The 14,578-nt window shown below is 72.3% G+C and carries 8 protein-coding genes, 3 pseudogenes and 1 riboswitch; of the genes and pseudogenes, 1 reads left to right on the forward strand and 10 read right to left on the reverse strand.

Features of this window, described 5'->3' with window-relative positions; translation table 11 throughout:
* Window positions 1–53: 53 nt before the first annotated feature.
* The 5 genes and pseudogenes from TU30_RS24640 to TU30_RS24660 all read right to left on the reverse strand — a co-directional run bounded on the left by TU30_RS24640 (window position 54) and on the right by TU30_RS24660 (window position 6,205).
* On the reverse strand, window positions 54–809 hold the full coding sequence (locus TU30_RS24640) for a right-handed parallel beta-helix repeat-containing protein (RefSeq protein ID WP_234307978.1): 756 nt from the start codon (window positions 807–809) through the stop codon (window positions 54–56).
* Window positions 810–828: 19 nt separating this feature from the next.
* Window positions 829–1,211: pseudogene (locus TU30_RS24645) on the reverse strand (iron chelate uptake ABC transporter family permease subunit); the annotation flags it as partial.
* Window positions 1,208–2,270: pseudogene (locus TU30_RS24650) on the reverse strand (ABC transporter substrate-binding protein). The pseudogenes TU30_RS24650 and TU30_RS24645, both read right to left, overlap by 4 nt.
* 60 nt (window positions 2,271–2,330) lie before the next feature.
* Window positions 2,331–2,539, reverse strand: a riboswitch (cobalamin riboswitch).
* A gap of 324 nt (window positions 2,540–2,863) precedes the next feature.
* Window positions 2,864–3,883, reverse strand: a complete 1,020-nt coding sequence (locus tag TU30_RS24655) for an aldo/keto reductase (RefSeq protein ID WP_042173720.1) — start codon at window positions 3,881–3,883, stop codon at window positions 2,864–2,866.
* A 284-nt stretch (window positions 3,884–4,167) separates the two neighbouring features.
* Window positions 4,168–6,205 (reverse strand): annotated as a pseudogene (locus TU30_RS24660) (BTAD domain-containing putative transcriptional regulator).
* Window positions 6,206–6,373: 168 nt separating this feature from the next.
* On the opposite strand from TU30_RS24660, the gene TU30_RS24665 reads away from it, so the two are divergent.
* A complete protein-coding gene (locus tag TU30_RS24665) occupies window positions 6,374–7,252 on the forward strand; it encodes an alpha/beta fold hydrolase (RefSeq protein WP_042173722.1) in 879 nt (292 codons plus the stop codon).
* A 667-nt stretch (window positions 7,253–7,919) separates the two neighbouring features.
* Here TU30_RS24665 and TU30_RS24670 read toward each other — a convergent pair.
* From TU30_RS24670 to TU30_RS24690, 5 genes are all read right to left on the reverse strand, one after another.
* On the reverse strand, window positions 7,920–9,128 hold the full coding sequence (locus TU30_RS24670; RefSeq protein WP_042173724.1) for an MFS transporter: 1,209 nt from the start codon (window positions 9,126–9,128) through the stop codon (window positions 7,920–7,922).
* A 326-nt stretch (window positions 9,129–9,454) separates the two neighbouring features.
* A complete protein-coding gene (locus TU30_RS24675) occupies window positions 9,455–10,651 on the reverse strand; it encodes a Vms1/Ankzf1 family peptidyl-tRNA hydrolase (protein ID WP_042173726.1) in 1,197 nt (398 codons plus the stop codon).
* 267 nt (window positions 10,652–10,918) lie between these two features.
* A complete protein-coding gene (locus TU30_RS24680; protein WP_042173728.1) occupies window positions 10,919–13,255 on the reverse strand; it encodes an FdhF/YdeP family oxidoreductase in 2,337 nt (778 codons plus the stop codon).
* A gap of 116 nt (window positions 13,256–13,371) precedes the next feature.
* Complete coding sequence (locus TU30_RS24685; protein WP_234307979.1) at window positions 13,372–13,899, reverse strand: SRPBCC family protein; 528 nt, start codon at window positions 13,897–13,899, stop codon at window positions 13,372–13,374.
* A gap of 273 nt (window positions 13,900–14,172) precedes the next feature.
* Window positions 14,173–14,487 (reverse strand): DUF2809 domain-containing protein, encoded by a 315-nt coding sequence (locus tag TU30_RS24690; protein ID WP_078878490.1) that lies wholly within the window; start codon window positions 14,485–14,487, stop codon window positions 14,173–14,175.
* Window positions 14,488–14,578 lie beyond the last annotated feature (91 nt).

Consider the following 14,578-nt stretch of genomic DNA (forward strand, 5'->3'; position numbering starts at 1 on the left):
CTGGGGAGGGGCGAGGGCGTGGTGAGGGGCGGGGCGGTGGCGCGGCGGGGCGTTCAGCACAGTCCGGCGGGCTCGGAGAGCGTGCAGGTGTTGCCGGCGAAGGTGTGGGGCGTGGCGGTGTCCCGGTCGGCCAGGTCGGCCGGGCCGTTGCCGGTGACCAGGTTGTCTCGGACGGCGTTGCGCTTGTGGGCGGCGCCCACGAAGCCCGTGCGGATCACGACACCACCGGACAGCGGGGAGGTGCCCCTGTTGCTCTCGACCCGGTTGTGGGCCACGAGGGTGTCCTCGGCTCCGGTGAGGACGATGCCCGTGCCCTGCAGGAAGGGGAGCCGGGGTGTGGCGGCGCAGTGCTTGTTGTTGGCGTACAGGTGATTGTGGGGCACCCGCAGCCCGTCGGCGGCGGGCCCGGACCCGTCGCCCACCACGAACACGGCGACGCAGTTGCCGGCGGCCTCGTTGTGGGAGACGGTCAGGTTCCGCAGCCGCCGCACGGTGACGCCGACACGGTTGCCGGCCATGCGGTTGTGGCGGATCACCGTCATCCGGGCGTCCCGGGCGTCCTCCTCCGCGCCGGCGGTGTTGGAAACGAACAGTCCGGCGTCGCCGTTCGCCTCGAGCACGTTGTGGCTGAGTACGCTGCGCACCGAGCGCTGCTCGGCGATGCCCCACCTGCCGTTCTTCTCGGCGGTCACGCCCTGCACCCGGAGCCGGTCGGTGCCGGTGGCCCACAGCCCGTTCCGGGTGAAGCCGCGCAGCGTCAACGAGCTCACGGTGACGTCCTCGAGCGGGGCCTTGTGCGTGCCGGTCACGCAGATGCCGTGTCCCGCCGCCGACGAAGGCGCCCGCCGACAGCGACACCGCCCCGCCGCCGATGCCGAGCACCACCACGGCGACCGCGCCCGTGGACGCCCCGGAGGACACGCCGAGGACGAACGGGTCGGCGAGCGGGTTGCGCAACAGGGACTGCATGATCGCGCCGCACAGGGCGAGTCCGGCGCCGCACAGGGCGGCGAGCAGGGTGCGCGGCATCCGCAGGTTCCACACGATTCCGTCGCGCAACGGTGTCAACGTGCTCTCGCCGCGGCCGACATCTCCACCACCGACGCCCACACGTCGGCGGTGGAGATGTCGGCGGCCCCGATGGTCACGGCGACGGAGGCGGCCAGCGCCGCGAGCCCGCCACCCGCCGGCAGCAGGGTGCGGAGGCTCACGTGGTGAGCCCGAGGTCGCGCAGGCCGGCGGCGACCTGCTCGATCCCTTCCACGGTGCGGAGGGAGGGGTTCATCGCCTGCCCGCTGAGCAGGACGTACCGCTTCTCCTTCACCGCGGCGAGGTTGCGTGTGGCCGGATGGGTCTCCAGGAAACGGATCTTCGCCTCGGCGGTTTCCGCTGTCTGGGACCTGCGGGTGAGGTCGGCGAGGACGATGACGTCGGGGTCGCGGTCGGCGACGGTCTCCCAGTCGATCTGCGGCCACTCGTCGTGGGTGTCGGAGAAGGCGTTCTCGGCGCCGGTCGCGCGGGTGATGGCACCGGGGGCGCCGCAGCAGCCGGCCAGGTAGGGCGACTGCGAGTTGGCGAACCAGTACATGAGGGAGGTGCCGGAGGCGTCCAGGCCGTCGGTGGCCCTGCGCACCCGCTCCTCCAGTTCCGCGACCAGTTCGTCGCCGCGTTCCTCGACGCCGAACACGCGGGCGGGGTCGCGTATTTCGCCGTAGACGGTGTCGAGGGTGAGCGGCTTGCTGCGGGAGCCGTCGCCGCCGCTGTCGTTAGTCCTTTCCGGCGGCGCAGTCGGCCGGTGAGACGTACGTGGGTACGCCCAGCTCCTCGAACTGCTCGCGGGTGGCGACGCCGCCTCTGCCGAGCGTGGAGACGAAGGAGGCGGTGACGAAGTCGGGCTCGGTGTCCAGCACCTTCTCGAAGGACGGACCGTTGTCCGCCGGGCGGGGCACCGACGCGTTGGCCTTCTCGAGGCCTTTGGCCACCGGGTCGGTCCAGGTGGCGGTGCCGGCCATGCGGTCGGCGAGGCCGAGGGAGAGCAGGATCTCGGTGGTGTCCTGGTTGAGGGAGACGACCCGCTGTGGTGCGGACTTCACCGTGACCTGGTGCCCGCAGTTGTCGAGGGTGAGCGGGTGGCCGGACGCGGCGGGCTTGTCCGAGCCCTTGCCTGCGTCGTTGTCGCCGGAGCCACCGCCGCAGGCGGTGAGCAGCAGGGCGGGAGTGAGGAGAAGGACGGCGGCACGGCAGCGGGGGACGGAGAGAGCACGGGGCACGGGGACGCCTTGCCTGTCGGGGCTCGTACGCGGAGCCTGGCCTACGAGGGACCCCACCACCCATGGCGGCGGGGTGCCAGCAGGTCTTCGGACTCGGGTTCGCCCGGACGGAGCGCCTTCCCGGGGCAGTGCGCGCCGTCCTTCCGGCCGGCCGCCCCAGTGGCGTCATGCATGCTCCGCCCGTCCCCCTCACCGCTGCGCGTCAGTTCCGGATTTCCACCGGATTCCCTGGCCTCGGATGTGGCACGACTGGCCCCGGAAGCGTACCAAGACCGGTCGGACGACCTGGACGGAGCGTATGGGGTTGCCGTGTCCGGTGCCGTCGGTGGCGGTGGTGGCGGCGGCGGTGGTGGCGGACCGGCCGGGCGTGGGGACTGCTCAGAGGGTTCGGACGCGTACGCTGCAGTTGTCCTGACGGGTGGACGGACGCCTCCCGCCGAGCCACGCCGGTGCGGGCACCGGCATTCTGGCCCCGAACGGGCCGCGACCTGCGTCGGCGCCGTCCACGGCGCGTTCCGTGCAGGCCGTCGCGGGGAGCACCCGTGCGACGGCCTGCCGTGCGCGTTCCCCCTCGGCGCGCGGCCCCCGGAGGGTCAACGGCGGCGCAGCGAGGGGTCGAGCAGCGCGGGCGGGGTGTCGTTCTTCTCGTGCGCGGCCAGGTCGGTGCCGGGGGCGACCACGGCGTCGATCGCGTCCAGCACGTCGGCGGGGAGCACGGTGCCGGCTGCGGCGAGTTGCGAGCGCAGGTGGTCCAGTGTGCGAGGGCCGATCAGCGCGCTGGTCACAGCGGGGTGCGCGGTCACGAATCCGAGCGCCAGCTGGATCAGGGTCAGGCCGGCCTCGTCGGCGATCCTGGCGAGTCGCTCGACGGCGTCGAGCCTGGCCCGGTTGGAGGGAATGGCGGTGTCGAAGCGCTGCGGCATGAACGTGGAGCGGTTGGTGGTGACGTCCCGGCCCTCGCGGACCACACCCGAGAGCCAGCCGGAGGCCAACGGGCTCCACACCAGTACGCCGAGGCCGTACTCCTCGGTCACGGGCAGCACGTGGGTCTCGATCCCGCGCTGCAGGATCGAGTAACTGGGCTGTTCGGTGACGTAGCGGCTCAGGCGATGGTCGCGGGCGGCCCACTGGGCCTGCACGATCCGGTGCGCCGGGAAGGTCGAGGAGCCGAAGTAGCGGATCTTTCCGGCGCGCTGCAGGTCGGTCAGCGCCGAGAGGGTCTCCTCGTCGCTGGTGCGCGGGTCCCATCGGTGGATCTGGTAGAGGTCGACGTGGTCGACGCCGAGGCGGCGCAGGCTGTCCTCAAGGGCGGTGACCAGCCAGCGGCGCGAACTGCCCTGATGATTTCGCTCGTCCCCCATGGGCATGGTCGCCTTCGTGGCCAGCACGATGTCGTCACGGCGCCCGGCGACGGCCCTGCCCACCATCTCCTCCGACTCGCCGCCGCTGTACGCGTCGGCGGTGTCGACGAGATTGATCCCTGCCTCCAGGGCTGCGTCGACGACGGCGGTGACCTCGTCCTGAGTGGTGCGCCCGATCCTGCCGAAGTTCATCGCGCCGAGCGCGAGGGAGCTGACCTGCACGCCGGTGCGGCCCAAGGTGCGGTATTGCATGGCCGTGTTCCTCCATAGGGAGTGGGGTGTTGTGGTGGGGCGCGGCGTGGCCTGGGTGCCGGACGTCCGCTCCGGCACCACGAGAAAAGCGGAACACCGCTCCGGAAACAATACGGAACGACGTTCCGTTTTACAAGCGCGGCAGTGGTACGGCGGCAGCGGCCGAAAGGACGGCACCCGCCGTCTTCGTCACGGCGGGTACGGACACGCCGGTGCGCCGTCGCGGCCGGGGCCGGTGGTGCGCTCCCGAACCGGCTCGGCCGTCCGGCAGCGGTGGAGAACCGTCACGTGTCCTTGAGGGCGACCGAGAGGTCGGCCAAGTGGGCCGACACCGGACCGAGGGTGAGCAGCCCGCTGCCCGCGCCGGCCAGTTCGCCGGCCGCCGGGGCGAGCGCGGTGCGGGCACGTCGCATGCCGTCCCGGTCACCGAGGGCGAGTGCCGCTCGGGCGGTGAGGCACCACAGGGCCTCCTGGAGGAGGTCGCGCGGCGGTTCGGGAGTCCCGTGCAGGGCCTCGGCGGCCTCGGCGCGGCTGCCCTGTTCGAGCAGCATCAGCGGTCGGACCCAGTCCGCGTACGGTCCCCAGTCGACGGTCCCGTCGAAGCGCGGGGACAGGCCACGGCGCAGACGCAGGCACAGCAGCGCCAGCGGCAGCAGACCCCGGGCCAGGCCGGGCATGCCGCAGCCGTCCAGCAGGGCGGCCGCGTCCCGGTAGGCCGCCTCCGCCTCGGGGGCCGGTGCCCGGCCGGTCGCGTCCAGCCGCAGAGCGGCGTACCACCGGGTGAACACGGCGACCAGCGGACGTTCGTGACGGGCGGCCAGACGGTCGGCGGCGGCCGCGTGCCGGTCGGCCGAGGGGAAGTCGCCGAGGGCGCCGCGCGCCTGCAGCCGGACGAGGTGGCCGAGGATCTCGAACGTGGCCAGGCCGTGCCGGGCGGAGACGTCGGTCAGCTCCCTGCCGATCGCCTCCCGGCGCGGGGCCAGCCCGGTCCGGTCGAAGGACTGCATGAAGACGGCGTTGAGCGTGAACGCCAGCAGCGCCGGGTCTCCGAGACCGCGGGCCAGCTGCTCGGCCTGCCGGGCGGCCTGCGGACCGCGCAGGCCGCCCGTGCCGCGCGATTCCAGGGCGATCGTCACCAGCAACCGGGCCTTGGCGGCCTCGTGGCCCCCGGCGGGCAGGGCTGCGAGGGTACGCTCGGCGGCCCGGACGATGTGCGCCGCCTGCTTCGGGTCGTCCGAGCGCGTCCAGATCGCCGGGACGTCGTAGGCGCCGATCACTCGGGCGGTGAGTTCGGCGTCGCCGAGTTCCTCGGCCGCCATGACCGCCGAGACCCGGTGCTCGAAGGCGGCCGGCAGGCCGCCACCACCGCCGGCCACCGCCGGCCACCGCGAGGTCGCGCAGCAGTCCCACCGTGGATTCCAGGCGGGCCCGCGCGCTGGTGGCCACGGTGCGGTCGTACGAGGCAGCGGCCCGTTCCCACACCTGCCCCGCCGTCCCGCCGGTGCCGGAGGCGGGGCGCGCAGGGTCCGCTTGATGGAGGATGTCGGCCTCCAGGCCGCGCAGGCCCGGACCCGGCTCGATGCCCAGTTCCTCCGCGAGCGCGGTGCGGGCCTGCCGCAGCACGGCCAGTGCGTCGCCCTGACGGCCCGCGCGGTACAGCGCCAGGGCGAGCAGCCGCCAGGCGTGCTCCCGCCACGGGTGCTCCGTCGTGTGCACCCGCAGGTCGGCGGCCGCCCGCTCGGGGTGGCCCAGGGCCAGCAGCGCTTCGGCGTGCCGCTCGACGGCGTGCAGCCGCAGTTCGGTCAGGCGTCGGCTCTCCGCCCGAGCCCACGGCTGGTCCGCGAACTCCGCGTAGGCCGGTCCGCGCCACCGGCCGAGCACCTCCCCCAGCCGGGAGGCCACGTCCGTGGGCGGCAGCGCCGCGGCGGCGGTGACCTCCTGCTCGAAACACCAGGCGTCCACCTCGTCCGCGGCGGCGCGCAGCGCGTACCCGGGGCCTTCGGTGACCAGCAGCCCGGCCGGAGTACGCGGAGCGCGTTCCGGTTCCAGAGCACGGCGCAGCGCGGCGACGAACGTGCGTACCGAACCCACCGCGTCGCCGGGCGGATCGGGCCAGAGGTCGTCGATCAGACGCCGGAGGGGCACGACACGTCCCCGGGCGATGATCAGCCGCGCCAGCACCGAGCGGTGCCGGGGGCCCTTGAGGGCGATGGCCGTCCTGCCGCTCCCCTCCGCTCCGGCCTCAGCTCCTGCACCCGCGTCTGCGTCTGCGTCTGCGTTCCAGGCCACCACCGGTCCGAGCACACCGAAGACGACACGCACCCTTCCCCCACTCTCTTTCCGCCGGGCGCGGTGGCCTCAGGCCGGGATGCCGCCGCAAGGCAACCGTCCGTGTGCCGTTCCCGGCTGCCGCGCGACGTTGCTCATTCGCTGCTCATCCGGCGCCCACAGCATGGAAGAACCCGCTTCCCCGAGGAAAGGAGCCTGGCCATGACGCCTGTCATCGCCGGTTTCGGCCGTCATCGCATTCCCGTCGCCGACGAGGTCTTCCTGTACGCGGCCGTAGGCGGCTCGGGCCCTCCCGTCGTACTGCTGCACGGTTTCCCGCAGACCCACCTCATGTGGCGGCACGTGGCCACCGACCTCGCCGCCGATCACACCGTGATCTGCCCCGACCTGCGCGGCTACGGTGCCAGCGGCAAACCGGAGGACACCGACGGCACCGTCTACGCCAAGCGGACCATGGCCGGCGACGTCATCGCCCTGGCCCGCGCCCTCGGGCACGAGCGGTTCGCGCTGGCCGGGCACGACCGCGGCGCCCTGGTGGCCTTCCGCGCCGCGCTCGACCACCCCGGTACGGTCACCCACCTGGCCTGCCTCGACGTCCTGCCGACCCTCGACATGTGGGAGGTGCTGCACGGGGTCACCGCGTCCGTCGCCTTCCACCTGTACCTGATGGCTCAGCCGCCGGGCCTGCCGGAGCGCATGATCGCTGCCGAGCCGGACGTCTTCTTCGGGCACTTCCTCGACAGCTGGACGGCCGACGACCGGGCGGTCCCGGCCGACATCCGCGCCGCGTACCTGGCGGCCTGCCGTGCCGCGGTTCCTTCGATCGTGGCCGACTACCGTGCCTCCGCCGGCGTCGACCTCGAACACGACCGGGCCGACCGGACCGCCGGGAACCGGCTGCGCATGCCGGTCGCGGTGCTCCAGCAGGACCGGGGCGCGGCCCTGGGCTACGACGCCGCCGCGGTCTGGCGCGCCTGGGCACCCGACCTGCGGCACACCACCGTCACCTCCGGCCACTTCATGGCCGAGGAGGCACCCGGCGACGTCACCGGGGCCCTGCGGGACCTGCTCGCCCGCTGAGCCCTGACCGGCTGGGCCCTCTGAGCGACCGTCGCCGGCTGTCGCCTCCAGCGCGGCCGGAGGTACGACTTCCTTCGGCCGCGCGTCGGGACGCGCCCCGATCGGGTGCGTCGACGCGCCCGGTGGAGAGAACTCCGACGCCGCGATGGAACGGATGACGCAGTCATACACGGACACCTGCGGTCGCCGTCCTGCTTCTCCGCGTCGTGCCGCGGGGCGCCGTCGGCTGTCCTGCGTCAGTACATCGAGCAGCAGAAACGCCCCCGTTGAAGTGCACGCGTCCATCCCCGGCGCGAACGCCGGGGCTTTCTGCAAGGAACCCGGTGACGCAGCCGCCTCTCCGGCCACGTCCACGACCTCGTCCACCCACGCGTCACGCTCGGGACGGCCATGGCCGCAGCCCGCCGGCAGACCGGGCCGGCCATGACCGGGCCGGCCATGACCGGACGACCGGCCGGGAGACCCTCAACGACGCGGCGCGAAGGGCCGGCACGGGTCCACCGCCCCACGCGTTCCCGCACCGGACGCCCGACCCGCACCTGCCCCTCGCGACGCTGCGCGGGCAACTCGTCCGGAGACGTCCGGCACCCCCTGCCGACGCCTGGACACCGCGCCGGGCCCGCCCACACTGCTGACGGGCCCGGCGGTTCGTCCTCTTCTCAGGTCGTCACGTGGCCGTACGCGTCTCCTGGTCGGCCACGGCCGGGCCTTCCATGATCACCTCGGAGGGCCGGCTGCCCCGGTCCATCAGGCCACCCGTGACGGCCAGACCGAGACCGGCCAGGGCAAGAGCCGCACCGACCAGACTGGGCGCGGCCCAGCCCCAGCCCGCCGAGATGACCAGGCCTCCGATCCAGGCCCCACCCGCGTTGGCCAGGTTGAACGCGGAGTGGTTGGAGGCAGCCGCCATCGTCGGAGCGTTCTTGGCCTTGGCCATGAGCAGCATCTGGACGGGCGTGGTGATGAGAGAGCCCATCGCGCCGATGACGGTGATCGTCACCAGGGCGGGCACGACGCTGTGCACGGTGAAGTAGAACGTCACCAGTGCCGCGGCGAGCAGCGTCAGGCCCGCGTACAGCGTCGGCCGCAGGGCGCGGTCCGTGAGCGGTCCCGCGATCAGCGTGCCGAGCGTCATGCCGACGCCGTAGAGCGCAAGGACCAGAGTGGTCGAGGAGTCCGACATTCGCGTCAGATTGGTCAGCATGGGCACCAGGTAGCTGTAGACGGCGAAGAATCCGCCGAACCCGACCACGGCGACGGCCATGCCGATCGCGACCTGCCTGTTCCCCATGGCCCGCAGCTCGGACCGGATGCCGGACTGCCGGCCACGCGGCTGGTGGGGGACGAAGCAGGCCAGCATGACGAGGGCGACGAGTCCGATGACGGTGACCGCCCAGTAGGCGGACCGCCAGCCCAGCTGCTGCCCGAGGGCCGTGCTCGCCGGTACGCCGACGATGTTGGCGACGGTGAGACCGAGGAACACCCTGGAGACGGCACGTGCCGCGCGCCCCGGGGCGACCAGTCGTGAGGCGACGACGGCCCCCACGCCGAACAGCGCTCCGTGCGGCAGGCCCGCCAGGAACCGTGCGGCGAAGAGCAGGCCGAAGTCGGGAGCGAGCGCGGACGCCGCGTTGCCGACCACGAACAGTCCCGACAGGAGAAGCAGCAGTCGCTTGTGGGGCATGCGCGCACCGATGCCCGTCAGCAGGGGCGCGCCGACGACGACACCGAGCGCGTAGGCGGAGACGAGGTTGCCGGCGTGCGGCACGGACACACCGATCCCGTCGGCGATCTGGGGCAGCAGCCCCATCGTGGCGAACTCGGTCGTGCCGATGGCGAACGCGACGACGGCCAGGGCCAGCAGAGCCAGCGGCATGGTGCGGAACAACCTTTCGAAGGCAGCGGTACAGGAGCGGAGCGGTACAGGAGCGGGAGGGGCGGGGACGTCGTCGGCCCCTGGAACCCGAGCTGGTAAGCCTCTCGGCCCATGGCGGTCGTCGCGAGTTCGCGCTGCGCGCCCGAGTGACGGCGCCGCGAGGACTCCCTCGGACCGGTGGTCATTCAAATAATTGATTGGTCATATATTGACACGTGGCAACGGCGGCAACGTTGTCCACGGTCACACACCGTCTCACCCACGTTGCCGCCGCCCCGACGGGCGGCGGCAACGGTACGGAGGTCAAGGCCGGGCGCTGAGCCCGGTCACCGCACGGTGGGCTCGTGCGTCCAGCGCAGCAGGGCACCGAGACCGCCCACCGGGATGTCGGCGTCCTCCCCCGTGCCTTCGACCGCCTCGGAAACGTCGGGAGCATCGGAAACATTCCGAGGATCCAGTGGCGGAACAACCAGCACGTCGGCGGCCGTGACGGCAGCCGACCGCAACAGCGCGTCGTCCGCGCGGGCGGAGACGGGATCGCTCTCGCCGAGGGTCTGCGCGTCGGTCCGGCGCACCGCCACCTGGTCGGGCCCCGCTCCCACCCACGTCTCACGGCCCAGATCCGGTCCGTCGGGCCGGATCAACAGGGTGTCGATACGGTGCTCGCGTGCCGCCTCCACCACGGCCGGGACACCCTCGACGGCGTCCGTGGGCCGGTCGGTGCCCACCCGCCCGGCACGGAAGCGTTCCAGCGCCTCGTCCACGCGACGGCGGGTGTACCGGCTCCGGGCCTGCTCGACGGCCTGCTCGAGTGCGGGTGAGGACGAACCGGCGGCACGGCCTCCGTGCTCGGTCTCCACCGTCACCTCACGGACGGCGTCGGGGAGCCTGTCATACACCGCCGGCCGTTCACGGGCGTCACCGACCAGCACGATCAGATCGGCGCCGGACTCCTCGTACACTCCGGTCAGCGCCCGTGCGATCTCACCGGCGTTGTGCTCCCAGGTGTTCTCGACCTTGAGCTGGAAGTGCCGCTCGGACCAGTCCGCCGTGGACGTGCGGTGCATCGGCCACTGCCGGCCCTCCACCTGCCCGGCGTCCCGGGTGCGCCCGGCCGCCCCGCGCACCTCGAAGTCCGCGCCGGCCCGGTCGACGTACGCCACGAGGCATACGGGATCCTGACCGGCCAGTTCCAGCAGCGGGGTCAGGCGGGGCAGAGGGGCCCAGGCCGCGATGTCCCGCTGCGGGGGCCGGGCGAGGCGGTGCCCGAGCACCACCTCGCCACCCGTGGCGAAGACGGCCCGGCCCGCCGGGTCCTCCGCGGGACTCATGCCCATCAGGTCGTCGTGGACCGCCTGTGCGGTCGCCTCGTCGGCGCCGTTCTCCTCCAGCGTCCGACAGGCTTCCCGTACGGACAGCTCACGCCGCTTGGCACCCGACTCGTCGTTCTCCCCGGGGCCGAGGTAGACCGTCGCCCAGGGACCGGGACGGTCGAAAAGCGGCTCAAGGAATGACAGCTGCATGGTTCCTCCCCATACGTCCCAGTGGTTCCGGGGCCGAGTGCCCGAAGACCGGCCGGGAACACCCGCGGGTGTGCACATTCCCCCCCCGACCACGCTCGACGGCTTCGCCCGGCGGAGCGCTCCCGCCGCGCCGCTCGTGCCGTCGTTCCCGTCGCCGGCATGCCCTCCCCCTGACGGGGCCTCATCCGGAGGCCCCGTCAGGGGACCGGGGTCAGGGGACCGGGGTCAGGGGACCGGGGTCAGGGGACCGGGGTCAGGGGACCGGGGTCAGGACGAGCCTCCCTCTTCTCCCGCCGCCGTCGCACGCGCCCCCTCCCGGGGTTCCAGCCGCACCACGATCCCCTTCGAGGTCGGCGTGTTGCTCAGGTACGCCACGCTGTCCAGCGGCACCAGCACGTTGGTCTCCGGGTAGTAGGCAGCCGCACAGCCCCGTGAGGTCGGGTAGCCGACCACCCGGAAGTTCTCCGCCCGGCGTTCGGCACCGTCCTTCCAGACACCGACCAGGTCGACCGGCACGCCCTCTTCCAGGCCGAGTTCGCGCATGTCGTACCAGTTGACGAAGACGACGCGGCGGGAGCCGTGGATGCCTCGGTAACGGTCGTCGTCCGTGTATGGCACGGTGTTCCACTGGTCGTGGGAGCGCAGGCTCTGCAGGATCAGATGGCCGGGCGGGGCGGTCAGGGCCTCGAAGTCGTTGCGGCTGAAGAGGGCCTTGCCGACGGGTGTGGGGAAGACGCCCTCGTTGACCGGGTTGGACAGGCCGAAGCCGCCGGGGCGGCGGACACGCGTGGTGAAGTCCTCGAAGCCGGGGACGACACGGGAGATGTGGTCGCGGACGCAGTCGTAGTCGGTCTCGAAGCGTTCCCAGCGGACGGAGGCCTTGTCACCGAGGGTACGGCGGGCCAGGCGGCTGAGGACGGCGACCTCACTGAGGAGGTGGGGGGAGGCCGGTTCGAGGACGCCGCGGGAGGCGTGGATCTGGCTCATGGAGTCCTCGACGGTGACGAACTGCTCGCCGGTGGCCTGCACGTCCCGCTCGGTGCGGCCGAGGGTGGGCAGGATCAGGGCGGTCTCGCCGCACACGACGTGGGAGCGGTTGAGCTTGGTGGAGATGTGCGCGGTCAACCGGCAGTTGCGCATGGCGGCCTCACTGACCTCGCTGTCCGAGATGGCGCGGACGAAGTTCCCGGCCAGGCCGAGGAAGACCGTGGCACGGCCGTCACGCATGGCCCGGACCGAGCCGACGGAGTCCCAGCCGTGCTCGCGGGGCGGCTCGAAGCGGAACTCGCGGGCGAGGGCGTCGAGGAAGTGGTCCGGCATCCGCTCCCAGATGCCCATGGTCCGGTCGCCCTGCACGTTGCTGTGACCTCGCACGGGACAGGCACCGGCGCCGGGCCGGCCGATGTTGCCGCGCAGCAGCAGGAAGTTGACCACCTCGCGGATGGTGGGCACGCCGTGCTTGTGCTGGGTCAGGCCCATCGCCCAGCAGACGATCACGCGCTTGCTCTCGAGGACCATGTCGCGCACTTCCTCGATCCGGGCGCGGGTCAGACCGGTGGCCTTCTCGACCTCGGGCCAGGAGACGGTGGCGCGCAGGTGCCGGGCGAACTCCTCGAAGCCCTCGGTCTGGGCGTTGACGAAGTCCCGGTCGAGGACAGTGCCGGGCGCGGCCTCCTCCGCCTCCAGGAGCAGGAGGTTGAGCGCCTGGAACAGGGCCAGGTCTCCGCCGATCCTGATGTGGAGGAAGCGGTCGGCGATCCGCGTACCACGACCGATGACGCCGCGGGGCCGCTGGGGCTGCTTGAAGCGGGCCAGGCCCGCCTCGGGCAGCGGGTTGACGGCGACGATCCTGCCTCCACGGCGCTTGCAGTTCTCCAGCGCGGACAGCATCCGGGGGTGGTTGGTGCCCGGGTTCTGGCCGACGACCAGAATGAGGTCGGCGTGGTGGATGTCACGCAGCGACACGTCGCCCTTGCCGGTGCCGAGGGTCTCGTTGAGCGCGGTGCCACTGGATTCGTGGCACATGTTGGAGCAGTCCGGCAGGTTGTTGGTGCCGAACGCGCGGGCGAAGAGCTGCAGGACGAACGCGGCCTCGTTACTGGCGCGGCCGGAGGTGTAGAAGATCGCCTCGTTCGGGGAGGCCAGCGCCTCCAGCTCGCCGGCGAGCAGGTCGAGGGCTGCGTCCCAGCTGATCGGCTCGTAGTGGTCGGAGCCGGGCCGCTTGACCACGGGCCGGGTGAGGCGGCCCTGCTGGTTGAGCCACCGGTCGGACTTCCCGGCCAGCTCGCTGATCGGGTACCGGCGGAAGAAATCAGCCGTGATACGGCGCGAGGTGGCCTCGTCGTTGGTGTGCTTGGCACCGTTCTCGCAGTACTCGTTCACGGGGCGGTGCCCCGGCTCGGGCTCGGGCCACGCGCAGCCGGGGCAGTCGAAGCCGCGGACCTGGTTGAGGTTCAGCAGCGTGAGCCCCGTACGCCGGACCGACGTCTGGCCCAGGGAGTACTTCATCGCGTGGTACACCGCTGGTACGCCCGCGGCCCAGGTGTGGGGCGGGGTGACCTCAGGGCGGTCGTCGGCCGGTTCCTCGTTCGGCGGCTTCTGCAACGTGATCCCTCCTCGCTCCGTGTCCTGCATCCCCTGACGCCGGTGCGGCCCCGTGGCCGTTCTGCCGGGTACGGGCCGGCCCCTTGATCCGGCCTGCCGGCCTGCCGGTCAGCCGGTCAGCCGGTGGGCCAGGTCGGCACATGGGGGCGGCTCCGGCCCTCGGTGGGCTGGACGTGACCCTTGCTGATCTCGCCGCGCCAGGCGCCGGTCTCGCGGCCCTGCCCCTCGGTGAACTCCTTGAAGGACGTCAGAGCGGTGTGGACCACACGGCGGGGAAGGCCGAGAGCGGTCGCCGCCCGCTTCAGGACTCCCCGGGACCGCAGGTCGACGCGCAGGATCATCCGGCAGTGGCCGGCGTCGAGTGCCTCGAAGACCGCCGCGCCGGTGTGCCGGGGTTCGTCGAGGACCTCCCAGCGGACCAGCCGGTCCGGGATCTGTTCCACGATCTCCGCGTCGTACTCGTACGTCCTCGGGCCGAACCGGGTCACCCAGTGGGTCATCACCGCCTGGATCTGGTCGACACGTCTGACGCCGTCCAGGAAGCGGGGGAACGTCTTGAACTGCGTCCACTGGTTGTACGCCACATGGACCGGGACGTCGATGTCGACCGACTCTTCGATGGTGCTCATGGACTTCAGGACCATGCCCGTCTCCTCGCCGTCACCGGTGGTCGCGCAGCACGACACCGGGCGCGCTCACCCACGCTCGCACCATCGAGTCTCCGGTAAGCACCGTTTTATGCCGATCGATGGTCGGGCATACGGGTGGCCGGCGTGCACAGGTGGGACGGGACGGAGGTCACTGCCGGACCCTTCGCGGGACCGGGACGACGTCGGCGCCCCTGGAACGCCGAGAACCCCCGCACGCCCGGTCCGCCCTCTCGAAGAACGCCGCTCCACGCCGCTCCGGCGTCGCGGCTACGGAACCTTCCGCGGCCTGGTCCGCGAGCCGGCCGGGGCCTTCCGTGCGGACAAGGACGTCCACCGCCCACCCGCCCTTCGAGAGGCCACGCCGAGCCGTCCGGCCAGCGCACCGACCGCGTACCAGAACAGGTCCGGTGCGTCGAAGATGGAACCGAGGATCAAGCGGGCAGCAACGCTGTGCCGGGAGAGCTCTGCCGGCACCCCACTGAGCTGCAGGAACTCGACCCCCCAACTGACGGCCAGCTCAAGTGCGCCGGCTTTCCACGCCGTCACCCGCGGCGCCACCAGGACGACGAGGGCGACGATCACTAGAACTCAAGCTCCGGTCACGACGGGCATCTCCATGACGGGTCTCCTGGTATTCGGCGTGTCTTTCCGGCCCCGGGGTGGCAGCTCATGG

Source organism: Streptomyces sp. NBRC 110035 (genome assembly GCF_000829695.1).
Classification (GTDB): Bacteria; Actinomycetota; Actinomycetes; order Streptomycetales; family Streptomycetaceae; genus Streptomyces.